At 63.8% G+C, this 26,942-nt stretch carries 24 protein-coding genes; 17 read left to right on the top strand and 7 right to left on the bottom strand.

Annotated elements, in window-relative coordinates:
• Window positions 1-32 precede the first annotated feature (32 nt).
• From AC1D09_RS21420 to AC1D09_RS21435, 4 genes are read right to left on the bottom strand one after another with little or no spacing between them, the layout of a single operon-like run.
• Entirely contained in the window at window positions 33-1,310 is a 1,278-nt protein-coding gene (locus AC1D09_RS21420) for a TRAP transporter large permease subunit (RefSeq protein ID WP_477664357.1), read from the bottom strand.
• Window positions 1,307-1,879: a TRAP transporter small permease gene (locus AC1D09_RS21425; RefSeq protein WP_477664358.1), complete on the bottom strand. Its 573-nt coding sequence runs from the start codon at window positions 1,877-1,879 to the stop codon at window positions 1,307-1,309. Before AC1D09_RS21425 ends, AC1D09_RS21420 begins: the two co-directional genes overlap by 4 nt.
• Window position 1,880: 1 nt before the next feature.
• A complete protein-coding gene (locus AC1D09_RS21430) occupies window positions 1,881-2,339 on the bottom strand; it encodes a type II 3-dehydroquinate dehydratase (RefSeq protein WP_477664359.1) in 459 nt (152 codons plus the stop codon).
• A gap of 28 nt (window positions 2,340-2,367) precedes the next feature.
• The gene (locus tag AC1D09_RS21435; protein WP_477664360.1) at window positions 2,368-3,378 is read right to left on the bottom strand and encodes a TRAP transporter substrate-binding protein; all 1,011 of its coding nucleotides are present in this window, start codon (window positions 3,376-3,378) and stop codon (window positions 2,368-2,370) included.
• A 292-nt stretch (window positions 3,379-3,670) separates the two neighbouring features.
• Here AC1D09_RS21435 and AC1D09_RS21440 point away from each other — a divergent pair, with 292 nt between their 5' ends.
• The 5 genes from AC1D09_RS21440 to AC1D09_RS21460 all read left to right on the top strand — a co-directional run bounded on the left by AC1D09_RS21440 (window position 3,671) and on the right by AC1D09_RS21460 (window position 9,137).
• Complete coding sequence (locus AC1D09_RS21440; RefSeq protein ID WP_074580329.1) at window positions 3,671-4,450, top strand: IclR family transcriptional regulator; 780 nt, start codon at window positions 3,671-3,673, stop codon at window positions 4,448-4,450.
• Between the two features lie 83 nt (window positions 4,451-4,533).
• Window positions 4,534-4,884: a nucleotide pyrophosphohydrolase gene (locus AC1D09_RS21445; protein WP_477664361.1), complete on the top strand. Its 351-nt coding sequence runs from the start codon at window positions 4,534-4,536 to the stop codon at window positions 4,882-4,884.
• A 60-nt stretch (window positions 4,885-4,944) separates the two neighbouring features.
• Window positions 4,945-7,377, top strand: a complete 2,433-nt coding sequence (locus AC1D09_RS21450) for a DNA/RNA helicase domain-containing protein (RefSeq protein ID WP_477664362.1) — start codon at window positions 4,945-4,947, stop codon at window positions 7,375-7,377.
• 147 nt (window positions 7,378-7,524) lie between these two features.
• A complete protein-coding gene (locus AC1D09_RS21455; RefSeq protein WP_477701221.1) occupies window positions 7,525-8,535 on the top strand; it encodes a hypothetical protein in 1,011 nt (336 codons plus the stop codon).
• Window positions 8,532-9,137, top strand: coding sequence for a GTP pyrophosphokinase (locus tag AC1D09_RS21460; protein WP_477664364.1), 606 nt, complete (start codon window positions 8,532-8,534; stop codon window positions 9,135-9,137). Before AC1D09_RS21455 ends, AC1D09_RS21460 begins: the two co-directional genes overlap by 4 nt.
• Before the next feature lie 80 nt (window positions 9,138-9,217).
• Here AC1D09_RS21460 and AC1D09_RS21465 read toward each other — a convergent pair whose 3' ends face one another.
• The 3 genes from AC1D09_RS21465 to AC1D09_RS21475 are packed head-to-tail and all read right to left on the bottom strand — an operon-like array spanning window position 9,218 to window position 12,578.
• Entirely contained in the window at window positions 9,218-10,006 is a 789-nt protein-coding gene (locus AC1D09_RS21465; protein WP_477664365.1) for a citryl-CoA lyase, read from the bottom strand.
• Window positions 10,007-10,025: 19 nt separating this feature from the next.
• Complete coding sequence (locus tag AC1D09_RS21470) at window positions 10,026-11,552, bottom strand: class I adenylate-forming enzyme family protein (RefSeq protein WP_477664366.1); 1,527 nt, start codon at window positions 11,550-11,552, stop codon at window positions 10,026-10,028.
• Window positions 11,553-11,579: 27 nt separating this feature from the next.
• Entirely contained in the window at window positions 11,580-12,578 is a 999-nt protein-coding gene (locus tag AC1D09_RS21475) for a tripartite tricarboxylate transporter substrate binding protein (RefSeq protein ID WP_477664367.1), read from the bottom strand.
• Between the two features lie 151 nt (window positions 12,579-12,729).
• On the opposite strand from AC1D09_RS21475, the gene AC1D09_RS21480 reads away from it, so the two are divergent.
• From AC1D09_RS21480 to AC1D09_RS21535, 12 genes are all read left to right on the top strand, one after another.
• Entirely contained in the window at window positions 12,730-13,533 is an 804-nt protein-coding gene (locus tag AC1D09_RS21480) for an IclR family transcriptional regulator (RefSeq protein WP_477664368.1), read from the top strand.
• 771 nt (window positions 13,534-14,304) lie between these two features.
• Window positions 14,305-15,495, top strand: a complete 1,191-nt coding sequence (locus AC1D09_RS21485; protein ID WP_477664011.1) for an EAL and HDOD domain-containing protein — start codon at window positions 14,305-14,307, stop codon at window positions 15,493-15,495.
• 313 nt (window positions 15,496-15,808) lie between these two features.
• Complete coding sequence (locus AC1D09_RS21490) at window positions 15,809-16,666, top strand: CheR family methyltransferase (protein WP_477664010.1); 858 nt, start codon at window positions 15,809-15,811, stop codon at window positions 16,664-16,666.
• On the top strand, window positions 16,663-17,322 hold the full coding sequence (gene cheD, locus AC1D09_RS21495) for a chemoreceptor glutamine deamidase CheD (RefSeq protein WP_477664009.1): 660 nt from the start codon (window positions 16,663-16,665) through the stop codon (window positions 17,320-17,322). Before AC1D09_RS21490 ends, cheD begins: the two co-directional genes overlap by 4 nt.
• Window positions 17,319-18,413, top strand: coding sequence for a protein-glutamate methylesterase/protein-glutamine glutaminase (locus tag AC1D09_RS21500; protein ID WP_477664008.1), 1,095 nt, complete (start codon window positions 17,319-17,321; stop codon window positions 18,411-18,413). Before cheD ends, AC1D09_RS21500 begins: the two co-directional genes overlap by 4 nt.
• Window positions 18,414-18,483: 70 nt before the next feature.
• The gene (gene cheY, locus AC1D09_RS21505) at window positions 18,484-18,882 is read left to right on the top strand and encodes a chemotaxis response regulator CheY (RefSeq protein ID WP_477664007.1); all 399 of its coding nucleotides are present in this window, start codon (window positions 18,484-18,486) and stop codon (window positions 18,880-18,882) included.
• Between the two features lies 1 nt (window position 18,883).
• Entirely contained in the window at window positions 18,884-19,534 is a 651-nt protein-coding gene (cheZ, locus tag AC1D09_RS21510) for a protein phosphatase CheZ (protein ID WP_477664006.1), read from the top strand.
• Window positions 19,535-19,788: 254 nt separating this feature from the next.
• The gene (gene flhB, locus AC1D09_RS21515) at window positions 19,789-20,949 is read left to right on the top strand and encodes a flagellar biosynthesis protein FlhB (RefSeq protein WP_477664855.1); all 1,161 of its coding nucleotides are present in this window, start codon (window positions 19,789-19,791) and stop codon (window positions 20,947-20,949) included.
• Window positions 20,950-20,966: 17 nt separating this feature from the next.
• Complete coding sequence (gene flhA, locus AC1D09_RS21520; RefSeq protein ID WP_477664856.1) at window positions 20,967-23,033, top strand: flagellar biosynthesis protein FlhA; 2,067 nt, start codon at window positions 20,967-20,969, stop codon at window positions 23,031-23,033.
• Window positions 23,030-25,351 carry a flagellar biosynthesis protein FlhF gene (gene flhF, locus AC1D09_RS21525; protein WP_477664854.1) on the top strand — a complete coding sequence of 774 codons (2,322 nt, stop codon included), beginning with the start codon at window positions 23,030-23,032 and terminating at the stop codon, window positions 25,349-25,351. Before flhA ends, flhF begins: the two co-directional genes overlap by 4 nt.
• Window positions 25,352-25,361: 10 nt before the next feature.
• Window positions 25,362-26,039 carry a MinD/ParA family ATP-binding protein gene (locus tag AC1D09_RS21530; protein WP_477664853.1) on the top strand — a complete coding sequence of 226 codons (678 nt, stop codon included), beginning with the start codon at window positions 25,362-25,364 and terminating at the stop codon, window positions 26,037-26,039.
• 35 nt (window positions 26,040-26,074) lie between these two features.
• The gene (locus AC1D09_RS21535; RefSeq protein ID WP_477664852.1) at window positions 26,075-26,935 is read left to right on the top strand and encodes an RNA polymerase sigma factor FliA; all 861 of its coding nucleotides are present in this window, start codon (window positions 26,075-26,077) and stop codon (window positions 26,933-26,935) included.
• Window positions 26,936-26,942: the final 7 nt, after the last annotated feature.

A 26,942-nucleotide genomic window follows, 5' to 3' on the forward strand; every position in this document is an offset into this window, starting at 1 on the left:
TCGTCGAACCTCCGTAGAACTTCAGTCGAGCCTCAGTAGAACCAGCTTGCCGGAACCGTGACCAGTTTGGGGAACACCACCATCAAAAACATCACCGCGAACTCGGCGATCATGAACGGGACGACACCCTTGGTGACGTCGTCCATGCTGATCTTGCCGACACCCGCCACCACATTGAGCACCGTGCCCACCGGCGGCGTCACCAGCCCGATCGAGTTGTTAATGATGAACAGCACGCCGAAGTAGACCGGGTCTATGCCCGCGGCCTTGACCACGGGCATCAGCACCGGCGTCAGGATCAGGATGGTGGGTGTCATGTCCATCGCGGTACCCACCAGCATCACCAGCACCATGATCGCCGCCATCAGCAGGATGGGGCTGCCCATGAAGGGCTTGAGCAGGTCCACCACCATGCCCGGCAGGTTGGCGACGGTGATCAGCCAGGCGCTGACCATGGCCGCGGCGATCAGGAACATCACGATGGCGCTGGTCTTGGCCGAGGCGACGAACACGCCGTAGAGCTGCGAGAGCTTGAGTTCGCGGTAGATGACGGTGGAGACGAACAGCGCGTAGACGGCGGCCACCACGGCCGCCTCGGTGGGCGTGAACACCCCCATGCGCAGGCCGACCAGGATGATGACCGGAAGGATCAGCGCCCAGGTGGCGTCGCGAAAGGCCTTCATGACCTCGGCGCCGCTCTTGCGCGGCGGCGGCACGATGGCCTCGCGCCGCACCAGCCAGGCCCAGGTGATCCAGAGCGCGCCGCCAATCAGCAGGCCCGGCACCACGGCCGCGAAGAAGAGCTTGGAGATCGACACATTGGCCGCCACGCCGAAGATCACCAGCCCGATGCTGGGCGGGATCACCGGGCCGATCACGCCCACGGAGGCGATCAGGCCGCCGGCGCGCTTCTTGTCGTGCCCGGCCTTGACCATCATCGGCAGCAGCAAGGCGGTGAGCGCGGCCGCGTCGGCCACGGCCGAGCCCGACAGCGCCGACAGCAGGCAGCCCGCCATGATGGTCACGTAGCCCAGCCCGCCCTTGACGTGGCCGACCAGCGCCAGCGCCAGGTCGACAATGCGGCGCGACAGGCCACCCACGTTCATGATCTCGCCGGCCAGCATGAAGAAGGGCACGGCCAGCAGCGGGAAGCTGTCTGCGCCCCCGACCAGGTTCTGCGCCAGGATCTGCGCATCGAACAGTTGCAGATGCCACATCAGGGCGACACCGCTGGCCAGCAGCGCAAACGCGATGGGAATGCCCAGGGCCATGGCGGCCAGCAGCGAGCCGATAAAAATGAAGATGGTCATGGCCGTGCCCCCGCGGTGTTGTCCTGCTGGCGCGCATCGTCCAGCACCTGCTTGAGCTGCACGGCCTCTTCCGACTCCTGCACCATGACCAGTTCATCATCCGACAGCCGGCCGGTGAGCACCTTCCACAAATCCAGCAGCAGCAGGCCGCAGGCCAGCACGCCGAACACCAGGCCCGAGAGGTAGACGATGGACATGCTCCAGCCGGTCGTCGGCGCCGTCACGTCCCAGTTGATCTTGACCTGTTCCCAGCTGCCCATGGCCAGCAGCACCACGATGAAAATCATCAGCACGTGGCCGACGATGAGGCAGACCTTCTTGCCGATGACCGGCAGCCGCCCCACCACCATGTCGATGCCGAGGTGGCCGTGTTCACGCAGTGCCACCAGGGCGCCGAGGAAGGTGCCCCAGATGAAGAGCCAGCGCGACAGCTCTTCGGACACCGTGATGCCCGAATTAAAGCCGTAGCGCAGCACGACGTTGCCGAACACCAGCACCACCATGACGGCCAGGCCGAGCGCGATCAGGAACTCGATGCCCTTGCAGGCCTTGTCGACGAAGCTGTCCATGTCAGTTGTGCGCGGATAGGGCCTGCGCTTCGCGCGCGATATCGGTCACGACCCTAAGGCCCTGCAGGTAGGAGCGCGGGCCGAAGCCCTGGATCGTGCCCTTCACGGCCGGCGAGATGATCGAGTGGTGGCGCCAGGGCTCGCGTGTCGCGAGGTTGGACATGTGCACCTCGACCACCGGGAAAGGCATGGCCTTGATCGCGTCATGCAGCGGCACGCCATGCTGCGTGAGCCCGGCGGGGTTGACCAGCGCGCCCTGCGCCGTGTCGATGTGCTGGTGCAGGAAATCAATCAGCGCTCCTTCGTGGTTCGACTGAAGGGTCTCCAGCGTCACGCCGAGTTCGCCGGCCAGTGTTGCCAGCATGGCGTTGATCTGTGCGAGCGTCGTCGTGCCGTAGATGTGGGGTTCGCGCCGGCCGAACAGGTTCAAGTTCGGCCCGTGGAGGACAAGTATTTTCATGGGGCTCAGGGCTTTCAGAACTTCACCATCAGAACTTTGAAACCCGTTCCAGCTCGGACTTGAAGAGCGTCACGACGGCCGGGTCATAGGCGGCCGAGAACTTCTCGTAGACGGGACGCACTTCAGCGCGCATTTTGGCCAGCTCGGCGGGCGGAAGGTCGTTGTAGACCATGCCCTTGGCCGTCAGCTCGCCCAGGGCCTTGGCCGAGACTTCACGGCTGACCACGCGCTGCCAGTTTTGGGCTTCGATGGCGGCGTCCTGCAGGATCTTGTGCTCCGTCGCCGAGAGCTTGTCCCAGAAGCGCTTGCTGATCTGGACCGGGTTGGTCGCGTAGACGTGGTTGGTGCCGCTCACGTACTTCTGCACTTCGTAGAACTTGCTCGAGGCGATCACCGCGAAAGGGTTTTCCTGGCCGTCCACGGCCTTGCTCTCGAGCGCGCCGTACAGCTCGGCAAAAGGCATGGGTACCGGGTTGGCCTTGAAGGTCTTGAAGGTTTCCAGGAACACCGGGTTCGGGATCACGCGCAGTTTCAGGCCTTCCAGGTCGGCGCCCTTCATGATGGGACGCTTGCTGTTGGTCACGTTGCGAAAGCCCAGGTCGAAAAAGCCCAGCACGATCACGCCCTTTTCGGGCAGTTTGGCGCTCAGCATCTTGCCCAGCGGGCCGTCGACCAGCGCGTCGGCCTGCTTCGCATTGGCAAAGAGGAAGGGAAAGTCGAGCAGGCCGAATTCCTTGACGATGCCGTTCAGCGAGGTCGTCGAGGCCACCAGCATTTCCTGCACGCCGCCCTGCAGCGCGGACTGCTGCTGCAGCTCGTTGCCGAGTTGCGAGGCCGCGAATTCCTGCACCTTGATCTTGCCGCCGCTCTTGGCCGCGACGATCTCGGCGAACTTGCGCACGCCCAGGCTGGTCGGGTGGTCGGGGTTGTTCAGGTGGCCGAACTTGATGGTGCGTTCCTGGATGTCCTGGGCCAGGGCGGGCATGGCCGCCACCATCAGGGCGGCAACAAGGGTGAGTGTTCTGCGGCGAACGTGCATGGTGAGGTCCTTTTGGGGTGGTGCCCGGGGGCTGCTGTCAGGGGGACTGGCGATGTCGCGGGTGTCCGGTGCCGCAGCACACGCTGCAGGCCGAAGGCATCATATTCTTGAAATGGAAAGTCTTTCCATTATGGAAAACCATTACCATTATTCAATTGCGACCCGCTTCAGGCCCTGGCCCAATGGATCAAACCCTCGTATATATATAGAGGGGCCCGGCCAATCCCCCAGGAAGCGGCCGGCCCGGCGCATCGCAAAGCCCAGACACCGTCAAGCCAAAGAGTCCCACACCATGAGCAACCTGCTGGAAAGAAGCTTTAACACCCTGGAGCAACTCGCCGCCCACCCCGAGGGCATGACCGTCTCCACCATCGCGGCCACCTTGAACATGCCCCTGAGCGCCACGCACCGCCTGCTGGCCGAGCTGTGCCGCTGCGGTTATGCGCGCCAGGTACGCGAGCAGGGTGAGTACGTGCTCACCATGAAACTGGTCTCACTCGGTTTGGGTTTTTTGAGCGCCTCCGGCGTGGTCGACGTGGCCCAGCCCCTGCTGGACCACCTGGCCGAAGAATCCGGCGAACTGGTGCGCCTGGCCGTGGTCGACGGCGACGAACTCACCTTCGTCGCCAAAGCCCAGGGCGCCCGCCGCGGCCTGCGCTACGACCCCGACATGGGCCTGTCGGTGCGTTTGTCGTGCAGCGCAGCCGGCCACGCCTGGCTCTCGACCATGAGCGATGAAGAAGCCTTAAGCCTGGTCGCCAAACAAGGCTTCGGCCAACCCAAAGACTACGGCCCCAAGGCCCCCACCACCGTGAAGGCGCTGCTCACGTATATCCAAACCGCACGCAAACGCGGCTTCAGCATGATCAACGAAGTGTTCGCCCCCTCCATGACGGCCATGGCCGCGCCGGTGCTGTCACCCACGGGCGCGATAGGCGTGGTCACGATTGCGGGGCCGCTGGTGCGGCTGACGGAGGCGCGTATGGAGGAGCTGGCTGAAGCCTTGAAGGCTACGGCTGATGAGATTCGGGCGGCTAGTGGGGCTTCTGGGATGTTTAAGAAGAGGGCTTAGGCTAGGTGCCAATTTGAGGCCCAGCTTGTAGAGCCAAATCGGTTAGTGTTGAGTGATATGTGTTCCTACGTTAAATTCGCCCTATGAACAATGGCCTTGAAACCCTGACGCAGTCCCTTCGATCTTTCGCCAAGGAGCGCGATTGGGAGCAATTTCATTCGCCAAAGAATCTCGCATCGGCCTTGACGGTGGAGGCTGCGGAACTGCTTGAACACTTCCAGTGGATGACCGAGGAGCAAAGTCGCAACGTCTCCGTTGATAAGAAAGCTGAGATTGGCGCAGAGGCGGCTGATGTCTTGCTGTACCTCCTGCAGATATGTGACAAGCTGGGGATCGACCTTCTGGAGGAGGCGCGTGCCAAGTTGGTCGTCAATGGGAAAAAATACCCGGTTGATCTTGCGCGCGGATCAAGCAAGAAATACACGGAGATATAGATTGCGAAACAAAAAACTATGGGTAAGTGGCCCTAAGAAGATCAAATTGGTTATGCCAAAGTGATCGTCTACCAAGCACACAAGTCGGAGTTTGTGCGGCAGGCACAGAGCACGGATATCGAAGACGTCATTGAAGAGGCCTTCGTCCAGAAAATGGGACGGCGGGTCGGGAAGTCGGAAATCAGATCCTGGCGGTTTTCTCTGCAGTCAATGGCCAAGGTCTTGACCGATGATGAAATTCCGGCTGATGCGGGTGTGGCGATTGAGTACAACATTCCTCAGACGGGCAAGCGAGTTGACTTCATCGTCACCGGCCGCAACGAAAGTCGCTCACTCAATCTCATCATCGTTGAGCTTAAGCAGTGGGAGAGCGCACAACTCACCGAGATGGACGGCCTCGTTTCTACCTATCTCGGGGGTGGAGTCCGCCCGGAAACCCACCCTTCCTATCGGGCGTGGTCTTACGCTGCGCATCTGGAGGGATTCAACGAGTTTGTTTCTAAAGGTGGTGTTGCTCTGCAACCCTGTGCCTACCTTCATAACTACATACCTGATGGCGTAATCCGCCATGACTTCTACGCTCCCTACCTGGATCGTGCACCGGTGTTCCTGAAGGGAGATGAGGAGCGCACCAAACTGAGAGATTTCATCAAGCGCCACGTCAAGTACGGTGACGATGCCAATCTTCTTTACGAGATTGAAAGTAGTCGCATCCGCCCCTCGAAGATGCTCGCCGATAGCCTGGTGAAAATGGTCAACGGGCAGTCAGAATTTGTACTGATCGACGACCAAAAGATTGTTTATGAGAACGCGTTGGTGCTGGCCAAGCATGCCCAATCAGACCGCAAGAAGGTAATCATTGTTGAAGGTGGCCCGGGCACCGGAAAATCCGTCATCGCAGTGAACCTGCTGGGCACCTTAACGAAATTTGGACAGAACTGTCGCTACGTTTCAAAGAATGCGGCACCACGCGCGGTGTATGAAAGCAAGTTAACAGGACATCTCAAGAAATCGCACATCTCAAATCTTTTTTCAGGCTCGGGTGCATTCGTTAATACGGACGCTGGTGCCTTTGATACCTTGATCGTGGATGAAGCGCATCGACTCAATGAAAAGTCCGGTCTTTACGGAAATCTTGGGACGAACCAAATCAAGGAAATCATTGATGCTTCCAACTGTGCAGTTTTCTTTATTGATGAAGATCAGCGTGTAACGCTTAAAGATATTGGCGCCAAGGAAGACATCACCAAGTGGGCGGAGACCGTCGGAGCCGAGGTATCCGTAATGGAGCTGGCCTCCCAGTTTCGATGCAGTGGTTCAGACGGTTATCTGGCTTGGCTTGACAACACACTGGGTGTCAGGACCACGGCAAACCAAATCCTGGAATCGACTGCGTTTGATTTTCGAATCTTTTCGTCCCCGACGGAACTCCATGACGTCATTGTCGAGAAGAACAAAGTCGGCAATAAGGCTCGCCTGGTTGCAGGGTACTGCTGGAAGTGGCCTAGTAAAAATAATTCGAACGCCTTTGATGTCGTCATTCCCGAGCATGGATTCAGCAAGCGCTGGAATCTCAGCAAAGACGGCAGTTTATGGATAGTGGCTCCCGACTCCGTAGAAGAAGTTGGCTGTATACACACTTGTCAAGGGCTGGAGGTTGACTACGTCGGCGTGATCATTGGCGATGACTTCGTGATCCGCAATGGCGAAGTGGTTTGCCGGCCTGAGAAACGCGCTACCTCCGACAGATCCATCTTCGGTTGGAAAGCATTGTTGAAGAGTCGACCAGTTGAAGGGAAGAAGCAACTGGATCTCATCATCAAGAATACATATAGAACATTGATGACCCGTGGCATGAAGGGTTGCTATGTGTATTGCACAGACAGCGAGACGGCAAACTACTTCCGTTCGAGGATGGGCGTACCCGATGTCGCGTCACCTAAAGTGGCGGCGGAGGATGCGTTGCAGAGCACCCTTGCACCTAAGGGCCAGATTCTCCCCTTTAAACGGGTTGATCCAAAGCGCCTCAAGCCGTTCAAAAATGCAGTGCCGCTTGTGGATCTCAAGCTGGCTGCGGGCACCTTTAGTGACGTGCAATCGTTCGACGTGGGTACGTCTGATTGGATTGAGCTTCCCGATATCTATCGTCCCCAACCCGGCATGTTTGTTGCGCAGGTCGTCGGTGAGTCCATGAATCGTCGGATATCGAATGGCAGTTGGTGTCTCTTTCGGACTAATCCACAGGGAACTCGTTCAGGAAAAGTGGTTGTCGCGCAGCATCGCTCCATTGATGATCCTGATCTGGGTGGTTCCTATACGGTCAAGATTTACTCTAGCGAGAAGACGCAGACCGAGGAGGGGGATTGGCGGCATACGCTTGTGAAGCTGTCCCCCGATAGCGATGACTCGACTTTCTTGCCGTTGATCTTTGACCGCGATTCGATGGACTCGGTGAAGATCGTTGCCGAGTTCGTCGCGGTTCTTGACCACTAACCACTTGCACGTGAGGCAGGAAGTGGTTTGCAATTAATCCTATCTATCTCCTTCAATTAGAGGAGGCGCGTAGTAGGTGCACATGTCACGATGTGTATCAGCGAAGAGGCGCCTAGCTCTCGGCTCGCCCATAAGAAGGACTTTTGCATGCCAATCGAAAGCATCTACAGTTTTCTGACATATCCAAAGAGCCATGAAAAGGCGGCCGATGCAATTGAAGGCGTCCATATTAAGCCGGACAAGGGTAAGCTTTCAAAGATGCTCTCGGAGGTGTTTGACAGCGTCAGATCCAGACGTGACGTCCCAATCACATTCGCTACAAACAACCAAGTGAATCCCACGCGCGTGGCTTTACTTTCCTTCTTCGCAAAGCCTAAATTGACAACCGCGCTGCCCCTTGCACAAGCGTTGCAAGTTGCGACCCCTGGCACTGCAGGAATGGGGCTATTTTTTGTTTGCTTGGGCTCAGATGATGGAAAACCCGGCAAGCGCACGGTGCTCTCGCGCTTTGCTGCTGATGAAGGGGTGGTTGCTAGCAAAAACCGCGGCGCACTGAGTGTTAAGTTTGTCGAGCAGGTGTTCCTAAAGAATTCCCATACATACAAGGCTGCAACCTACCGACACGAAGTAGATAAGAACGATGCCTGGAAAGGTATCGCGACTGATCGCCAACTGAATCACGGCTCGAAGGCGATTGCCGACTATTGGATCGTGGACTTTCTTCGATCGGAACTCACAACCACGGCAGCTGAGGGCACACGCCGTCTCGCCATTGCCATGAAAGAGGCGAGTCGTTTTTCCACGGATTCAAAAGTACGCAGTGAGATCGTCGCGGCCGCTCGGCTCGCTGGAAATTTACCAGCGAAGGCCCTGACTATTGACCAGTTTTGCGATCAATTCGCGATGTCTCCGGCCGCCAAAGACGCAGTGAAGGCTGCCGTCAAGCCAGCCAGATTAATCACCGAGTCATTTAGATTTGATGCTGAAGAATTCCTCAAACATGTGCCATACAAGCAAATTGAATTAGACAACGGCGCCACACTTTCAGCTCCCACCGACAAATTTGAAGAAGTGTTTCATCCGAGGCAGATTGGCGACACTCACGCGTACTCAACCCAAGGAGCGATCGTCGACGAGAAGCTAAGGTCTAGCAAATGACAGACGACGAACTTTTCGTTGAGTACTCTCGTCGGTACGCGAAGACTCTAGTTCCCTTGGCGAGTGGGCTGGCCTCGGTCCTAGAAAAGCGCGTCGATGGTATCCAACGTATTGATCGCATCAGCGCACGCGCCAAAGATCCAAAGCGCTTCCTCGGCAAAGCAAAAAAACAGCAGAATGGTAAGCGGAAATATACTGACCCGTTCAGTGAAATACAGGACCAAGTTGCCGCTCGTATCACTGTGTTCTACCTGTCAGACGTCGACACAGTTGAGGCGACGGTAAAAAGGTATTTCAATCACATTGAGTCAAAGGTAATTTCAGATTCGCCTAAACAGTTTGGTTATGAAGGCCGACACCTTATTTTAGAAGTTCCCGAAGAGCTCTTTGTAGAAGAAGAGCATCCCGAAGCTCCGGATTTTTTTGAATTACAGATCAAAACGTTGTTTCAACATGCCTGGAGTGAGGCTGAGCACGACTTAGCCTACAAGCCAACCACGCCTTTGACTGATCTCCAGGTGCGCGAGATTGCGTTTACTGCGGCGCAGGCGTGGGGCGCAGATCATATGTTTGCCAAGCTATTAAAAGAACTCTCGCAATAGACCAATGGCGCTGGCATATTCCTCTATGCCATCAGAGAAGTGTTGAGGCACTAAGTGATGAACTGATACAGGGGAAAGAATCAGATCCCCTGACCCGCTCCCCCCACAAACGGCACAGCCCCCTCCACCGTCTCCCAAATAAACCGCCCCGAGGGACTGTTCTGCTCCTCGACAATATGCGCCACCAGTCCGGCTGCGCGTGAAATCACGGCAAAGCCTCGCATCACGGCGGTGGGCACGCCGATTTCCCCGAGCAGCGCCGCGATGGCGCCGGTGGCGTTGATGGTGATGGGCCGGCCTGCGATTTCATCGACGGCGGTTGAGAGTTGCTCCAGTGCGCGAATCTTGTTGCCGGCCAGTTCGGGTTCGGCGCGGGCTAAATCGAGCAGCTTGTAGGCGCGCGGGTCTACCGGTTTGTGCAAATGGTGGCCGAAGCCGGGGATGGGGCTTTTTTGGTCTTTGTAGTGCTGGGCGATGAGCAGGGCTTCGGCTTCGGGGTCGGCTGCCGCGGATATGCGGTCCAGCAGGCCTGAGCAGTTCTCCATGGTGCCCACAAAGGAGCTGCCCACGGCCAGCAGGCCGGCCGCGACTGCGCCTTGCAGGTTTTCGGGGGCGCTCATATAGACCAGGCGGGTGGAAATCGCGCTGGGCGTGAGGCCGTGTTCCATCAACACAATCAGTACCGCGTCGGTGATGCGCAGGTCCACGCCGCGGGGTGTGCGGTTCAGGATTTGCATGAGCATGACTTCGGTGAAGGTCTTTTTGCCCATCAGGTCTTGCACCAGGTCGGCATTGCGGTAATGCAGGCTGGTGAGGGTATGGGTGCACAGGCTGGTGACGGGTTTGGCCTGGGGTTTGGTGCTGCTCATGGGAGTAAGCCTTTCATCATCATGAAGTGGTTGCGGCATCGGCAGCGGCCTCAATGGCCTGGGCCCGCACCGCGCTTTTCAGCACCTTGCCGACCGGCGAGCGCGGCAGGCTGTCGTGGAAGTGGATGTGCTTGGGTGTCTGCACCGGGCCCAGGCGTTCGCGCACAAAGGCGATCAGCTCGGCCTGGCTGGCCTGCCAGCCGGGGCGCAACTGCACCGCGGCCTGCACGGCCTCGCCCCATTTGTCGTCGGGGATGCCAAAGACGGCGCATTCATGCACGGCCGGGTGCTGGCCCAAAGCGTTCTCGACGTCGACCGGGTAGACATTAAAGCCGCCGGTGATGACCAGGTCCTTGAGCCTGTCCTTGAGGTAGAGGTAGCCGCGCTCGTCGATCAGGCCGCGGTCGCCGGTGTGCAGCCAGCCTTCAACAATGGTTTCGGCCGTCATGCCGGGCAGGCGCCAGTAGCCCGACATCAGCAGGTCGCCGCGCGCCACGACTTCGCCGACCTCGCCCGGCGGCAGCAACTGGCCGCCTGCCATGATGGCGACGTCGCTGAACCAGGTGGCGCGGCCCACGGCGGCCCAGTTGCGTTCGTCCTCAAAATCCTCGGGCCGCATCACCGTCAAAATTTGCGGCGCTTCGGTCTGGCCGTAGGTGGTGCCCAGCACCGGGCCGAAGAAGCTGCGTACCTCGCGGATTTTTTCGGGCGGCATGGGGGCGCCGCCGTAGATCAGGCGGCGCAAGTTGGGGAAGTCCGCGCGCGATGCGCCGGGCAAGGCCATCAGCATGTAAACCAGCGTGGGCGGCATAAAACTCACGGTACCGCCCTTGTGCTGGAAGGCCGCGCGCACGGCCTCGGCGCCCGCGCCGGCCAGCAGCACATGGCAGCCGCCCTGGGCCAGTATGGGCAGCAAATAAGTCGAGGTGCCGTGGGTGATGGGTGCGGCCACCACATAACGTTCGTTCTCGTCAAAGCCCCAGGCATGGATCTGGTTGCTGATATTGGCCATCCAGGCGCGGTAGGTCTGCATCACGCCTTTGGGCAGGCCCGTGGTGCCGCCGGTGAACTTGATGGCCTGCGTCGCCTCGGGCGGCAGTGTGAAGCTGGGGCGTGCCGCGCCCGCATGCCGCGCGCTCAGGGCCGCCATGCTGGGCGCGCCGTCATTGCCGGCCACGCCGCAGTAAATACGCCGGCCCGGCGCGCCTGCCAGCAGGGGCACACACTCGACGTCCAGGATCAGGATGCTGGGCTCGGTCGCGTCAATGATGCGGCGGATTTCAGGGGCGGTGCTTTTGGGGTTCAGCGGCACCCAGGTCTTGCCGCAGGCCAGCACGGCCAGCAGCGCGGCAATGTGTTCGCTGCTGTTGCCGGCGCAGATGGCGACGCGGCTTTGCGGTTCAGGGTCTATCTCCATCAGCGCGGCCGCGAAGGCGGATACCCAGGCCGCCAGTGCGTCATAGCGCAGCGTGCCTTCGGGCGCGTCGATGGCGGTGCGCTCGGGCCAGCGCTGGGCGGCGCGCCAGAAAAAATCAATCGGGTTCATGCGGCGGTTCTTTCTTTTCCTCGGTTTTTATTCAGCGCGCGCGCCGGACTGTTTCACCACCTCGCGCCAGCGTTTGGCTTCCGACAGCGTCCAGCTGCGCATCTGCGCGGGCGTGCCGGGCTCGGGCGTGGCCGCGAGGTTGAGCAGGCGCTGGCGCACCTCGGGCAGGGCCAGCAGCTTGAGGAGCTCGCTGTTCACGCGCTGCACCACGGCCTGCGGCGTGCCGGCCGGACCGGCGATGCCGAACCAGGACTGCACGTCAAAGCCCGGAAAGCCCGACTCGGCCACCGTGGGCACATCGGGCAGCAGCGGCGAGCGCTGGGCACTCGTGATGGCGACCGCATGCAGCTTGCCGCCGCGCACATGCGGCAGGACCGAGGGCGCGTTGTCAAACATGGACTGCACCTGGCCGCCCAGCAGGTCGGTCACGGCCGGCGCGCTGCCGCGGTAGGGCACATGCAACATGGGCGCCTTGGCCGCGATCTTGAAGATCTCGCCCGAGAGGTGAATCGACGAGCCGCTGCCCGACGAGGCAAAGGTGATGCCGTTGGGTGATGTTTTGGCGAAGGCCACATAGTCGGCCAGGGTCTTGACGGGCAGCTGCGGGTTCACCACCAGGATGTTGGGCACCTTGGCGATCAGGCCCATGGGCTCGAAGTCTTTCAGCGGGTCGTAACCCAGCTTGTCGTAGAGCGAGGCATTGATGGTGTTGGCGATGGTGTAGACATACAGCGTGTAGCCGTCGGCCGGCGCGCGCGCGACGATCTCGGCCCCCACATTGCTGTTGGCGCCCGCGCGGTTGTCCACCAGCACGGGCTGGCCCAGCTGCTTGCCGAGCTCGACCGCGACAATGCGCGCAATCACATCGGTGGCGCCGCCGGCCGCATAACCGACGACCAGCTTGATGGGCTTGGTCGGCCAGGCGCTGGTGGTCTGGGCCCGGGCGGGCAGGGTGGTGGTGCAGGCGAGGGCAGTGAACAGCGCGGCCAGGGCCGCCCGGCGCGATGGGGTCTTGAACAAACTCATATAGCAGTGTCTCCTGTTGTCTCTGTTGTCGGTATGCGGTGCATGTGCCGGCCCAAGTGGCGGTAGCGGCGGCAGGGGGAAATTCTTGACCAGGGCCTGCCAGGCCACAAATTCAAACGTCCGGCCAGCGGACGTTTTATAGTCCAGTGCCATGGCCCCGCGTTCTTCCGCTTCCAAACCCCCGGCACCCCTTATCGAATCGGATGACGGCGGCAGCCGCACCCTGAGGCGCGGCCTGCAGCTGCTGGACGCCGTGCTGCAAAGCGGCCGCGAAGGTTTGCGCGTGGTCGACCTGTGCCGCAGCGCCGGCCTGGAACGCGCCACGGTGTACCGCCTGCTGGCCACGCTGCTGGAGTCCGGTTACGTCGCGCCGCGCGGCCGCTTCAGGTATGTGGCCGGGCCGCGCCTGGCCCAGCTGCAAACCCCGCCGCCCTCACCCACGGACTTCGCCGCCCGTTTGCAGCCCGTGCTGGCCCGCGTGAGCAAGGCCTGCGGCGACGCGGCGTTCGCCATCGTGCGCGAGGGCCCGGCCTCGCATTGCATCGCACGCCAGGTGGGGACGCACCCGGTGCAGATGCTGGTGATACAGGTCGGGACGCGCCAGCCCCTGGGCGTGGGGGCAGCCGGCCTGGCTTTGCTGGCCGCGCTGCCTGAAGAAGACGCGGCGGCAGTCATTGCCGCCAACGCACCCAGCCTGGCGCGTTATGGCGGCATGACGCCGGAGCGGATGGAGATTCTGGTGCGGGCCACGCGCGAGAGGGGATGGGCTGTGATTGGCAACCACGCAACTGAAGGCGTTCTGGCCGTTGGCATGGCCGTGGCTGGGAGGGATGGCTTGCCTGCTGCGGCCATCAGCGTGGCTTCTACTATGGAGCGGATGCCTCGGGCGAGGCAGCAGCTGATAGTTCGCTGGATGAAAGAGGCTTTGGTGGCGGTGCTACCGGAGGGGTTGTAGGCCGGTCTTGCTCCGGCCTTTGCGCTTTTTGTTGAATTCGGTTGGCCGGGGGTTGCCCGGCGGCAACTCACTTTTCTTTGCTTCGCCAAAGAAAAGTAAGCAAAAGAAAGGCGACCCGCAGTCTGGGTCCCCTGCGCTTCGCTCCGGGGCAACCTGCGGTGCTCGAGCCAAGCGGGGTCTGGCTAAACTCGCTGCGTTTCACTCCGCTCAAACAACGCCAGCCCTGATCCGCTTGTCTCTGCGCTCCTCGGCCCAGCCAGGACGGGGCAATCGGGAGCGGGGACAGAAGACAAATACCAAGAAGACAAATACAAACAAGGACTCGCCATAGCGAGTCCTTGTGGTTTTCGGTATTGGTATTTTTGTCCCACCCCCTTGTGTATGCGCCGAGGAGCGGAGGTTCAGGCGGATCAGGGATCGCGTTGTTTGAGCGAAGCGCAGCGTAGCGAGTTTAGCGAGACCCCGCCTGAACCGAGCACCGCAGGTTGCCCGTAGCGAAGCGGAGGGACGCAGACACCAGGGTCGCCTTTCTTTTGCTTACTTTTCTTTGGCGAAGCAAAGAAAAGTGAGTTGCCGCCGGGCAACCCCGGCCAGCCACCCTCAGCAGAGGGAGCACCCGTCAGGACAAGACCTGCTCAAAAACTCAAATCCGAAAACAGACTCATAAACCCCTTCTTATTCACTGCAATCAATTGCACCCTTTTTCCTTACAGTCCGCTAAAAGCCCATCTCCGCCGGCCGGCCGCCAGGCCAAAAAACTAAATCAATCCCATGCCAGACAACAAATTCCTTGTACGAGCCCCCCTGCTGGACCCCAAACAACAGGTGGTTGGCTACAGGCTGGCCTGGCAGAGTCCGGTGCCTACGGATGCGCGGGAAGATGTGCGGCAGCTGCTGGACTTTGTGGGTGAGCGGGCCCACGATGCCGAGCTGGGTTTGCTGTTCCTCGATGCCGAGCGCGGCGTGCCGCCGGGTGGCATCCTGGCTGGCGAGGTGCCTAGCAACACGGTGCTGATGCTGGACTGCCCGGACCTGGCCGAGGACTGTGTGGCGGGCATGGCTTCCATGCGTGAACAGGGTTTGCAGCTGGCGCTGCGCGGCGCAAGCCTCGCGTTTATGGAAGCGCATGCCGAGACCCTGCTGCCGCTGGCCACGCATATTGAGTTGCCGTGGAGCCATCCGGATTTTGCGGCGCTCAGCAACCTGGCCAAACAGGCCGAGCCGCCGCTGGCCGTGGTGGTGCAGGATTTCCCGGGCTGGGCGGAGTTTGACAAGTCGGCCGCGCATGGTGTGGGCGGGTTTTTTGGGCAGCTGTGCACCACACCGCGCCCGCTCAACAATGCCGGCGCGCTGAGCCCGCAGGCGATATTCATCCTGCAGCTGATGCAGATGGTGCAGGAAAACGCCGACGTGCGGCACATCGAGGGTGTGCTCAAGCGCGATGCGGCACTGTCGTACAAGCTGTTCCGCTACATCAACTCGCCGGGCTTCGGCATAGAGGTCGAGATCGAATCGCTGCGCCATGCGGTGACCATGCTGGGTTACACCCCGCTGTTCCGCTGGCTGTCGGTGCTGCTGGCTACCACCAACACGGCCGGTTATTCACACGCCTTGCTGCAGGCCGCGATTGTGCGCGGGCGTTTTGCCGAGCTGCTGGGCAAGGACTTGCTGCCGCGCGGCGAGGCCGAGCACCTGTTTTTTGTCGGCATGTTCTCGCTGCTGGACCAGCTGCTGGGCATCCCGCTCGAGAAGGTGGTCAGCCAGATCCTGCTGCCCGAACCCGTGGTGCAGGCCTTGCTGGGCCGCGAGGGCGTGTACGGCCCCTTTCTGTCGCTGGTCGAGGCCTGTGAACAAAGAGACGGCCGCGTGCCGGCGCTGGCCGATGCGCTGTTTGTGACCTCCACCCGCGTCAACCAGGCGCACCTGGCGGCGCTGGCCTGGGCGCATACGGTCACGATTTAGTTTTCCTTGCGCCTTGCAATGGCGCTGGTGGATTTGCTCCTTCCCCCGCTGGGGGAAGGCAGGGATGGGGGCTCGCGGCGTCTGATATGTCGCAGGAGGTGTTTGGAAGGCCGCTGGCCCTCACCCCCACCCTCCCCCAGCAGGGGAGGGGGTAAGAATCCTTGCCCGAAGCGGTAGCTTCCCATCCCCAAAGAAGCGGGCCTTTTCGCGCGCTTTTCAGGCCATGGCGCGTGGCGCAGGCTTTGTACATTGAAGCATCGCCGTTTGCACTGTGCACAAGGCGCGTGCCCCGCGCGCGATGGCCAAAAAACCTATGAACACACCCCTGCATGGCGCCACGGCCTCGTCGGCCGGTCCGGATTTCCTCCTGACGGACCATGATTTTTCAAAAATACGCACGCTGATCCACCAGCGGGCGGGCATCGCCCTGAGCACGCAGAAACGGCAGATGGTCTACAGCCGGCTGGCGCGGCGCCTGCGCGAGCTGCGGCTGACCGAGTTCGCGAGCTACCTGCGTTTCCTCGAAGCCGACCCGCATGGCGACGAGTGGCAGCAGTTCACCAATGCGCTGACCACCAACCTCACGGCCTTTTTTCGCGAAGCCCACCATTTCCCGCTGCTGGCCGAGCATGCCAAAAAATGCGCCCAGCCCATGAGTGTCTGGTGCTCGGCCGCCTCCACGGGCGAGGAGCCTTATTCCATCGCCATGACCCTGATCGAGGCACTGGGCGAGCGCGCGGGCGCGGCGGCCAGCGTGATGGCCACCGACATAGACACCCAGGTGCTGGCCAAGGCCCAGGCCGGCATCTTCACGATGGAGCAGGTCAGCAAGCTCTCGCCGGCGCGGCTCAAGCGCTTTTTTTTGAAGGGCGCGGGCGCCCAGGCCGGCAAGGTGCGCATACGGCCCGAGGTCGCGGCCATGGTGAAGTTTGAGCAGCTCAACCTGCTGGATGCGAAATGGGCGCTGCGCGAGCCTTTTGACGCGATCTTCTGCCGCAATGTGATGATCTACTTCGACAAGCCCACGCAGGGCCGCATCCTGCAGCGCTTCGCGCCGCTGATGAAGCCGCATGGCCTGCTGTTTGCCGGGCATTCGGAAAATTTCTCCTTTGCCAGCGACACCTTCAGGCTCAAGGGCCAGACGGTGTATGAACTCGTGGCCGGCCCATGACCACGGCGCACCGGGAGACCCTGGCCACCCACCATTATTTCGACCGCGAGTTCAACATCGCGGCGGTCAAGCTGCTGCCCGGCGAATACTTTGTGACCTCCAGCGACATGGTGCTGACCACCGTGCTGGGCTCCTGCGTCTCGGCCTGTGTGCGCGACACCGTGGCCGGCATAGGCGGCATGAACCATTTCATGCTGCCCGAGGACGCCGAGCCGGGCACCCGCGGCGCGGCGGCCTCCATGCGCTACGGCGCCTATGCCATGGAGATGCTGCTCAACGAGCTGCTCAAGGCCGGCGCGCGGCGCGAGCGGCTGGAAGCCAAGGTCTTTGGCGGCGGCGCGGTGCTGGCGAATATGACCTTGCTCAACATCGGCGAGCGCAATGCCGACTTTGTGCTGCGTTACCTGCAGATGGAGCAGGTGCGGGTGGCCGCCCAGGATTTGCGCGGCAACTACCCGCGGCGCATCAACTACTTCCCGGTGACGGGCCGGGTCACCATGCGCAAGCTGCGCCAGCAGGCCGACGTGGCGCTGGTGCGCGACGAGGAGCAGGCGCTGGCCGCCACCTTGCGCAGGCCGGCGCGGCCAGCCCCTGTCGAGATCTTCAGCAACAGCCAGGCCGCGGGCGCGGCCGCCAGGAATGCGTGGGCCCTATGAACGGTAACGTGAGCGTGAACAAGATCAAGGTGCTGTGCGTCGACGACTCGGCGCTGATACGCAGCCTGATGACCGAGATCATCAACAGCCAGCCCGACATGGTGGTGGTGGCCACGGCTTCGGACCCGCTGGTGGCGCGCGACCTGGTCAAGCAGCACAACCCCGACGTGATGACGCTGGACGTGGAAATGCCGCGCATGGACGGCCTGGAGTTCCTGGAAAAACTCATGCGCTTGCGGCCCATGCCGGTGCTCATGGTGTCCTCGCTGACCGAGCGCGGCTCGGAGGCCGCGCTGCGCGCACTCGAATTGGGCGCGATCGACTTTGTGACCAAACCGCGCCTGGGCATACGCGACGGCCTGCTGTCTTACACCGATTTGATCGCCGGCAAGATACGCATCGCGGCCAGCGCCAAACTGCTGCCGGTGCGGCGGGCGGCGCCGGCGGGCGGCGCGGCCGGCGCTGAAGTGCCCCTGCTGCACAGCCCGCTGCTGAGCACCGAAAAACTCATCATCATCGGCGCCTCCACGGGCGGCACCGAGGCCATACGCGAGGTGCTGCAGCCGCTGCCGCCCGACAGCCCGGCCATCCTGATTGCCCAGCACATGCCGGCGGGTTTTACCAATTCCTTCGCGCAGCGCCTCAACGGCCTGTGCCGCATCGCGGTCTCGGAGGCGATGCACGGCGAGCGTGTGCTGCCCGGCCATGCCTATATCGCGCCGGGCGGCTTTCATTTGTCGCTCACGCGCAGCGGCGCCAACTATGTGGCCCAGGTCGACCAGGCGCCGCCCGTGAACCGGCACCGGCCCTCGGTCGACGTGCTGTTCGACTCGGCCGCGCGCCATGCGGGCAAGAACGCCATCGGCGTGATCCTGACCGGCATGGGGCGCGACGGCGCCGAGGGCCTGCAGCGCATGCGCCAGGCCGGCGCCCACACCATCGCGCAGGACGAGGCCAGCTGCGTGGTTTACGGCATGCCGCGCGAGGCCGTGGCATTGGGTGCGGTCACCGAGGTAGCACCGCTGCGCGAGATCAGCCAGCGCGTGCTGGCGCACCTGCGCTCTTTCGGGGAGCGCGCCAACCGGGTGTAGGACCTCAAGCTGAACGCCAAACCGGCCGTAAACCAATCGTCAAACTGAATGAAAAAAACTGGAGTGAAGTGTGGTTGATAAAAACATCAAGATCCTGGTCGTGGATGACTTCCCGACCATGCGCCGGATTGTGCGCAACCTGCTCAAGGAGCTGGAGTTCGTCAACGTCGACGAGGCCGAGGATGGCGCGGCGGGCCTGGAAAAGGTCAAGGCCGGCAGCTACGGCTTTGTGGTCTCGGACTGGAACATGCCCAATATGGACGGCCTGGCCATGCTGCAGGCCATACGCGCCGACCCGCAGTTTGCCAAGCTGCCGGTGCTGATGGTGACGGCCGAGGCGAAAAAGGAAAACATCATCGCGGCCGCGCAGGCTGGCGCCAACGGCTATGTGGTCAAGCCCTTCACCGCCGTGACGCTGGAGGAAAAGATCAACAAGATCTTCGAAAAGATCGAGAAGGAGGGTGCCTGACATGGACGCACACCAAGCCGTAGCACTGCACCCCGCGGCCGCCGGCGATTCGGCCGAACAGCTGGTCAACCGCATAGGCCATCTGACGCGCCAGATGCGCGAGGGCATGCGCGAACTGGGCCTGGACAAAAGCATCGCGCGCGCGGCCGAGGCGATTCCCGACGCGCGCGACCGCCTGAGCTATGTGGCCCAGATGACCGAACGCGCGGCCGAAAGGGCGCTCAACGCCATCGACGTGGCCCAGCCCATACAGGACAGCCTGGCCAAGCAGGCGGTGGAGCTCGGCAAGCGCTGGGACAGCTGGTTCGCCAGCCCGGTCGAGCTATCCGATGCGCGCGAGCTGGTGAAAGACACACGCAGCTACCTGGCCGAAGCGCCGCAGCAGGCCGGCGCCACCAATGCCCAGCTCATGGAAATCATGATGGCCCAGGACTTCCAGGACCTGACCGGCCAGGTCATCAAGAAGATGATGGACGTGATCAAGGACATGGAGACACAGCTGCTGCAGCTCTTGATAGACAACGCACCGCCCGACAAGCGCCAGGAAGCCGGCCAGGGTTTGCTCAATGGGCCGCAGATCAAGATCGGCAATGCGGATGCGGTGGATGGGCAAGGGCAGGTTGATGACTTGCTCGCCAGCCTGGGGTTTTAGTCAGGCGGCGCTGGCCCCCATCCCAACCTTCCCCCAGAGGGGGAAGGAGCAAGTACAGCTCCCTCCCCCGCTGGGGGAGGGCAGGGGTGGGGGCCGGCGGCCCCAAAGCACCCCCGCCTTTCCCCGCACACACCACCCCCTTATTGCCTGAAGAACAGCCCGATACAGGGCCTGTTTCGCAGATCGGTTTCAGCTCTCCACTCCAATAATTCTGATGACGAGGTGCCTCCTGTGCCTCGCTCTGCGGAGTATTGATGGCGGAAGAAAGTGAGCTCGAAAAGACCGAACCGGCCTCGCCGCGCCGCCTGGAAAAGGCGCGCGAAGAAGGCCAGGTGGCGCGGTCGCGCGAGCTGGTCACCTTTGTCATGCTCACCACGGGCGTGGGCGGGCTGTGGATGCTGGGCGAGATGATGGGTGGGCATTTCAACAGCGCGCTGCGCGGCGGCCTGCAGTTCGAGCGCGCCTCGGCCTTTGACGCCTCGCACATGATGAACCAGGCCGGCACGGCCGTGCTGCACGCCATGCAGGCCTTGCTGCCGGTGCTGCTGATGCTGCTGGTGGCCGCGCTGGTCGCGCCCATGCTGCTGGGCGGCTGGCTGCTGTCGGCCCAGTCGCTGGCGCCGAATTTTTCCAAGCTCAACCCGGTTGCCGGCATAGGCCGCATGTTCTCGGTCGAGTCGCTGGCCGAACTCGTCAAGACCCTGCTCAAGTCGGCGCTGGTGGGCGGCGTCGCCTGGTGGGTGATCGCGGACGACCTGGGCGCCATCATGGGCCTGATGCGCGAGCCCGCGCATGCCGCGCTGCCGCACACCCTGCGCCTGGTCGTCAGCAGTTGCGCGCTGATCATCGCCTCGCTGCTGCTGGTGGCCGGCATCGACGTGCCCTACCAGCTCTGGAGCCACGCGCGCAAGCTGCGCATGTCGCGCGAGGACCTGCGCCAGGAGAACAAGGAAAGCGAGGGCGACCCGCACATCAAGGCGCAGATACGCCGGCAGCAGCAACAGATGGCCAAGCGCCGCATGATGGCCGAGGTGCCCAAGGCCGACATCATCGTCACCAACCCCACGCACTTCGCCGTTGCCCTTCAATACCTGGACCAGGACATGCGCGCGCCGCGCGTGATCGCCAAGGGCACCGACCTGGTGGCCCTGCGCATACGCGCCATGGCCGAAGAGCACAAGATACCGGTGCTGGAAGCGCCGCCGCTGACGCGCGCGCTCTACCGCCATACCAAGCTCGGCGATGAAATCCCGGCGGCGCTGTATTCGGCCGTGGCCGAGGTGCTGGCCTGGGCCTACCAGCTGCGGCGCGCGGCCGAGGGCGGCGTGGCGCCGCCGCGCGCGCCGCGCGACCTGCCGGTGCCTGAGTCGCTCGATCCGCTTGCCTCCCTTGCCCCGGCCGGAGCCGCCGCATGACGCTGGTTGACGACCTGATGCGCCTGCCACGCCAGATGATGGCCGGCGGCAAAGGCAAGGGCCTGGCCGGCCCGGTGCTGATCATCCTGATCCTCAGCATGATGGTGCTGCCGCTGCCGCCGTTTTTGCTGGACCTGCTGTTCACCTTCAACATCGCGCTGTCCATCATGGTGCTGCTGGTCAGCATGTACACCATGAAGGCGCTGGACTTCGCGGCCTTCCCGGCCGTGCTGCTGTTCACCACGCTGCTGCGCCTGTCGCTCAACGTCGCCTCCACGCGCGTGGTGCTGATGGAAGGCCACACCGGGCCCGACGCGGCCGGCAAGGTGATCGAGGCTTTCGGCCACTTCCTGGTGGGCGGCAACTTCGCGGTCGGCGTGATGGTCTTCATCATCCTGGTGGTGATCAACTTCATGGTCATCACCAAGGGCGCGGGCCGCATCGCCGAGGTGGGCGCGCGCTTCACGCTGGACGCCATGCCGGGCAAGCAGATGGCGATAGACGCCGACCTCAACGCCGGCCTGATCGGCGAGGACGTGGCGCGCAAGCGCCGCGCCGAAGTGGCGCAGGAGGCGGATTTTTACGGCTCCATGGACGGTGCCAGCAAGTTTGTGCGCGGCGACGCGGTGGCCGGCTTGCTGATCCTGGTGATCAACATCATCGGCGGGCTGATCGTGGGCATGGCCCAGCACGGACTGGATTTTTCGCAGGCGGCCACGAGCTACACCTTGCTGGCCATCGGCGACGGCCTGGTCGCGCAGATCCCGGCGCTGGTGATTTCCACCGCGGCCGGTGTCATCGTCTCGCGCGTCACCACCGACGAGGATGTGGGCGGCCAGCTCACGGGCCAGCTGTTCGCGAATCCGCAGGTGCTGTTCCTGACGGCGGGCGTCATAGGCCTGATGGGCTTGATCCCCGGCATGCCCAATATCGCGTTTCTGATCATCGCGGGCGGCCTGGTCTGGCTGGGCCGGCGCATCTTGCAGCGCGGTGCCGTGGGCGCGGCCGCCGCGGCGGAAGCCCCGCCGCCGCCGGCCCCGGCCGAATCGCAGGAGGCCAGCTGGGACGACGTGGCCCTGGTGGACCCGCTGGGGCTGGAGGTCGGCTACCGGCTGATCTCGCTGGTGGACAAAAGCCAGAACGGCGAGCTGCTGGGCCGCATCAAAAGCATACGCAAGAAGTTCGCGCAGGACATCGGTTTCCTGGTGCCCGTGGTCCATATCCGCGACAACCTGGAGATCAAGCCCAACGCCTATGTGCTCAAGCTCAAGGGCGTGCAGATCGGCGAGGGCGAGGCCTTCCCCGGCCAGTGGATGGCCATCAACCCGGGCCAGGTCAGCGCCCCCCTGCCGGGCACGCAGACCAGGGACCCGGCCTTCGGCCTGCCCGCGACCTGGATAGACAGCGGCCTGCGCGAGCAGGCGCAGATCTACGGCTACACCGTGGTCGACGCCAGCACCGTGGTGGCCACGCACCTCAACCATTTGATCCACGCGCACGCGGCCGAGCTGCTGGGCCGCCAGGAAGTGCAGCAGCTGCTGGACCGCATAGGCAAGGAGTCGCCCATGCTGGTGCAGGACCTGGTGCCCAAGACGCTGTCGCTCACCACGCTGCAGAAAGTGCTGCAGAACCTGCTTGAGGAAAACGTGCCGATACGCGACATGCGCACCATCCTCGACGTGCTGGCCGAGCACGCGCCCACGGTCAGCGACACCACCGAACTGAGCTCGCTGATACGGCTGGCGCTGTCGCGCGCCATCGTGCAGCAGATTTTCCCGGGCAACGAAGCCCTGCAGGTGATAGGCCTGGACAGCGCGCTGGACCGTGTGCTGCTGCAGGCCCTGGCCAACAGCGCCGGCCTGGAGCCGGGCCTGGCCGACAGGCTGCTGCGCGAAGCCCAGCAGGCCATGGACCGCCAGGCCGGGCTGGGCCTGGCGCCGGTGCTGGTGGTGCAGCACCCGCTGCGCGTGCTGCTGGCGCGCTTCCTGCGCCGCAGCCTGCCGCAGCTCAAGGTGCTGTCGCACGCTGAGATACCCGACACCCGCACCATCCAGGTGACCGCCACGATTGGAGCCACGACGTGAACACCCGCAGCAGCAACATCGGCGAGACCTGCCGGGTCGTCGCGCCTTCGAGCCGCGAGGCCTTGCGCCTGGTGCGCGAAAAACTGGGCCCCGATGCCGTGGTGCTGTCCAACCGCGTGACGGCCGAAGGCGTGGAGGTGCTCGCGGCGCTGGAAGAGTTCGCCGCCGCGCCTGCGCCGGCGCTGGCCATACCCGTCGCCCCCATGAGCCCGCCGGCCGAAAGCGACGCCGTGCTGCGCGAAATTCATTCCATGCGCGGCATGATTGAAGAGCAGCTTGCCGGCATGGCCTGGAACGACAAGCAGCGGCGCGACCCGGTGCGCGGCCATCTGCTGCGCACCCTGCTGGGCGCGGGTTTCAGCGCGCGCCTGGCCAAGGACATCCTGCAGGACCTGCCCACGGGCCAGGGCCATGCGCAGGGCATGGACTATGCGAAGGCCGAGCTCGCGCGCCGCATGCCGCTGCTCGAAGACGAAGGCGCGCTGCTGGACGAGGGCGGCGTCTATGCGCTGATGGGCCCGACCGGCGTGGGCAAGACCACCACCACGGCCAAGCTCGCGGCGCGCTGCGTGATGCGCTTTGGTGCCGACAAGCTGGCCCTGGTCACCACCGACAGCTACCGCATAGGCGCTTACGAGCAGTTGCGCATTTACGGCCAGATCCTGGGCGTGTCGGTGCATGCGGTCAAAGACGCGGCCGACCTGGACCGGGTGCTGGCCGGCCTGCGCGACAAACACATGGTGCTGATAGACACCGTGGGCATGAGCCAGCGCGACCGTGCGGTCGCCGGCCAGATCGCCATGCTCAGCGGCGCGAGCCGGCCGGTCAAGCGCCTGCTGCTGCTCAATGCCTCCAGCCACGGCGACACGCTGAACGAAGTGGTGCAGGCCTACCGCCATGGCGAGAAGGCCGGCGGCACCGATAGCGAATGGGACCTGGCCGGCTGCATCTTCACCAAGGTCGACGAGGCCACGCACCCGGGCGCGCTGATCGACATGGCGATACGCCACCAGCTGCCGGTGCATTACATCTCCAGCGGCCAGCAGGTGCCCGAGCACCTGGCGCCGGCCGACGGCCGCGCCCTGGTCGACAGCGTGTTCCAGGCGAAAAGCCGCAGCGCGCTGTTTGTACCCGGCGAGTCCGGGCTGGAGGACAAACCCGCGGCCGCTGACCAAGAGGCGCAAGCCGCCAGCGAGCGCCTGCGCGCGCAATGCCGGCAACTGATCAATGCCCTGACGCACAACGCGCAGGAGCTGGCCGCCAACGCGGCCGCGTTGTCGCAGGGCGGCATAGGGTTTGAGGAAACGCGCGCGCTGTGGCGCCAGCTTTCCGGCCCCGCGGATGCCGGTGACGCGCAGGACGTGTCGCGGGCGCTGTTGTCCCGGGCCGTGGAGGACAGCGCCGCGCTGTGCGACGGCCATGTGCTGGCCGTGTCCGGTGAAGCGCGCGGCAGCGAAGCGGCGCAGGGGCTGGGTGCTACCTTGCTGCTGTCGGACCGCACGGGCCAGGTGTTTGCGGCGCCGCTGCAAGGCCACGCGGACCCGGCACGGCCGGCAGGGTGGGCACTGCAGCCTGCGCTGGGCAAGACGGTGGTCCATTTGTTCGCGCAAGTGCCCGAGGCCGGCTTGATCCGCCAGTGGCAAAAAGACGGCCGCGCCTGGGCGGCGGCCGGCAGCTCGGCGATGCGCATGGTCGATGCGGACACCGGCGCGCGCGGCACGCTGGGCAAGCTGGCCGCGGGCCTGGACTTCGGCACGGCCCAGCCTGTGGTCTACCGCAAGAAGGCGGCGCTGATGTCGGTGGCCGAGGCGCGCATCAGCCTGCGGCCCGGGCTGGGTGAGATGGCGCCGGGCACACAGCCGCCCCTGCCGGTGCTGCGCTGCGTGGTCAGGCGCATGGTCGATGCCCAGAGCGGCAAGCTGCTGGCCCACAGCTATGTGCTGGCCGGCGAAGCCGTGCGGGTGCCGGCGCAGCGCATGGCGCAGTGGCCGGCCTGGCGCAGCGCCGCCGAACCGTATTTCAAGCTGCTCGGGCAGGGCATTGGCCAGCTCGACGCGGCGGCCGTGCCTGCGCGCCGGCTGATTGCCGGCCAGGCCTGCGCCACGGTGTTTTTGCTGCAGGGCCTGCAGGACGGCTGGGCCGAGACGGCACGCGCTGCGCTCGCGCAGCTGGCCGGGCGCGCGCCCAAAGCGGGCCGGCCCGTGCCGGCCGCCGTGCTGCTCGAAGGCCTGGGCAAGCTGCTGGTGCTGCTGGACGCGCTGGAGACCGAGGGCGTGGACTCGCCCTTGCCGGCACACATGCCCGCCGCGCGCGGCTGAGGACGGACCCATGAAAACACCGGGCAGCGACCAGGCCGACGGGCTCAGGCGCCTCATGGCGAACAGCCCGGGCCGGCTGCTGGCCTTTGTCGCCGGCGCGCCGGCCGCGGGTGTGAGCAGCGTCACGCTGAATCTCGCGGCGGCACTGGCGCGCCTGGGCCAGGACGTGCGCCTGGTCGATGAGCGCGGCAATGCGCCTTCGGGGCCGTCGCGGCGCCGCGGCCGGCTGGTGCTGCTGGACGCGGTGCTGGGCGAAGAGGGCACCTTGTCGCCGCTCGCGGCCCGGGCCGACGAGATGGTGGTGCTGCTGCGGCCGGAGGCCCAGGCCATCACCGCCGCCTACGCCTGCATCAAGCGGCTGCAACAGGCCCATGGGCTGCGGCGCGTGCGTGTGCTGGTCAACCACGCGGCCGACGAGGCCGAAGCGCAGCGCATCCTGGCCAACCTGGCCGGGGCCGCGAGCCGCTACCTGGGCCTGGCGCTGGAGCCGGCCGGCTGCATCAGCGCCGACCCGCAGCTCGCCGAGGCGAGCGGGCTCAACCTCAGCGTGGTCGAGGCCTTTCCGGGCAGCCCGGCCGCGGCGGATTTTTACCGGCTGGCCTCGGCGCTGCTGCGCTGGCCGGTGCAGCCCGCCGCCGAAGCAGACAGCGCGCCGCGCGTGCACAGCCTGCACGCGGCCGCCGCCTGATCCCCGACCGTTCAAGAAGCAGGAGGAATCCTTCCATGTACACCCCCCAGGGAAAGATGGCCCAGTCCGCCCCGTCGGAGCTGCTGGCGCAGCACGCGCCGCTGGTGCGCAGGCTGGCGCTGCAGCTGATCGCCAGGCTGCCGGCCAGCGTGGAGCTGGACGACCTGATACAGGTCGGCATGATGGGCTTGCTGGACGCCGCCGAAAAATACCAGGACGACCAGGGCGCGAAGTTCGAGACCTACGCGAGCCAGCGCATACGCGGCGCCATGCTCGACGAGCTGCGCGCCAACGACTGGGTGTCGCGCGGCCTGCGCAGGTCTTCGCGCAGCGTGTCCATGGCGGTGCGCGCGCAGGAGCAAAAGCTGGGCCGCGTGCCCACTGAAAGCGAGATCGCCCAGGCCATGGAGCTGCCGCTGGCGGCCTACCAGCAGCTGCTGCACGAGATACACGGCTGCCAGCTTGTCTACTACGAAGATTTTGAGCGCGGTGACGGCGAGGCCGGCGAGAGCAGCTTCCTGGACCGCCAGGACCACGGTGACAAGGTGCTGGCCGACGAGCCGCTCACGCAGCTGCTGCAGGGCGACTTCCGGCGCCAGCTGATCGCCGCCATAGGCCAGCTGCCCGAGCGCGAGCAGCTGCTGCTCAGCCTTTATTACGAAGAAGAGCTGAACCTGCGCGAGATTGGCGCGGTGCTGGACGTGACCCAGTCGCGCGTCTGCCAGCTGCACAGCCAGGCCATCAGCCGGCTGCGCGCCGGCCTGGCCGACGCGCTGGGCCTGCAGGAGGCGCCGCGCAAGCCGGCCGCGGCCGCACGGCCCCGGGCCGCGAAGGCCATGCCATCCGCGGAGATGAATTCATCCAAACGCCAGGGCGGCCTGGTGAGTAGCTCTTGAGTTTTCA

This window comes from Polaromonas sp. P1_A2, assembly GCF_056406895.1.

Bases quoted from the DNA above. Each gene is read 5' to 3' on its own strand.
- AC1D09_RS21470 (WP_477664366.1), bottom strand. From the start codon at position 11,552: ATGAACCCGATTGATTTTTTCTGGCGCGCCGCCCAGCGCTGGCCCGAG.
- AC1D09_RS21535 (WP_477664852.1), top strand. From the start codon at position 26,075: ATGTACACCCCCCAGGGAAAGATGGCCCAGTCCGCCCCGTCGGAGCTG.
- flhA (WP_477664856.1), top strand. From the start codon at position 20,967: ATGCGCCTGCCACGCCAGATGATGGCCGGCGGCAAAGGCAAGGGCCTG.
- AC1D09_RS21480 (WP_477664368.1), top strand. From the start codon at position 12,730: ATGGCCCCGCGTTCTTCCGCTTCCAAACCCCCGGCACCCCTTATCGAA.
- cheD (WP_477664009.1), top strand. From the start codon at position 16,663: ATGACCACGGCGCACCGGGAGACCCTGGCCACCCACCATTATTTCGAC.
- AC1D09_RS21445 (WP_477664361.1), top strand. From the start codon at position 4,534: ATGAACAATGGCCTTGAAACCCTGACGCAGTCCCTTCGATCTTTCGCC.
- AC1D09_RS21435 (WP_477664360.1), bottom strand. From the start codon at position 3,378: ATGCACGTTCGCCGCAGAACACTCACCCTTGTTGCCGCCCTGATGGTG.
- AC1D09_RS21490 (WP_477664010.1), top strand. From the start codon at position 15,809: ATGAACACACCCCTGCATGGCGCCACGGCCTCGTCGGCCGGTCCGGAT.
- cheZ (WP_477664006.1), top strand. From the start codon at position 18,884: ATGGACGCACACCAAGCCGTAGCACTGCACCCCGCGGCCGCCGGCGAT.
- AC1D09_RS21475 (WP_477664367.1), bottom strand. From the start codon at position 12,578: ATGAGTTTGTTCAAGACCCCATCGCGCCGGGCGGCCCTGGCCGCGCTG.
- AC1D09_RS21460 (WP_477664364.1), top strand. From the start codon at position 8,532: ATGACAGACGACGAACTTTTCGTTGAGTACTCTCGTCGGTACGCGAAG.
- AC1D09_RS21530 (WP_477664853.1), top strand. From the start codon at position 25,362: ATGAAAACACCGGGCAGCGACCAGGCCGACGGGCTCAGGCGCCTCATG.
- AC1D09_RS21425 (WP_477664358.1), bottom strand. From the start codon at position 1,879: ATGGACAGCTTCGTCGACAAGGCCTGCAAGGGCATCGAGTTCCTGATC.
- AC1D09_RS21430 (WP_477664359.1), bottom strand. From the start codon at position 2,339: ATGAAAATACTTGTCCTCCACGGGCCGAACTTGAACCTGTTCGGCCGG.
- AC1D09_RS21440 (WP_074580329.1), top strand. From the start codon at position 3,671: ATGAGCAACCTGCTGGAAAGAAGCTTTAACACCCTGGAGCAACTCGCC.
- AC1D09_RS21500 (WP_477664008.1), top strand. From the start codon at position 17,319: ATGAACGGTAACGTGAGCGTGAACAAGATCAAGGTGCTGTGCGTCGAC.
- AC1D09_RS21455 (WP_477701221.1), top strand. From the start codon at position 7,525: ATGCCAATCGAAAGCATCTACAGTTTTCTGACATATCCAAAGAGCCAT.
- flhB (WP_477664855.1), top strand. From the start codon at position 19,789: ATGGCGGAAGAAAGTGAGCTCGAAAAGACCGAACCGGCCTCGCCGCGC.
- AC1D09_RS21420 (WP_477664357.1), bottom strand. From the start codon at position 1,310: ATGACCATCTTCATTTTTATCGGCTCGCTGCTGGCCGCCATGGCCCTG.
- AC1D09_RS21485 (WP_477664011.1), top strand. From the start codon at position 14,305: ATGCCAGACAACAAATTCCTTGTACGAGCCCCCCTGCTGGACCCCAAA.
- AC1D09_RS21465 (WP_477664365.1), bottom strand. From the start codon at position 10,006: ATGAGCAGCACCAAACCCCAGGCCAAACCCGTCACCAGCCTGTGCACC.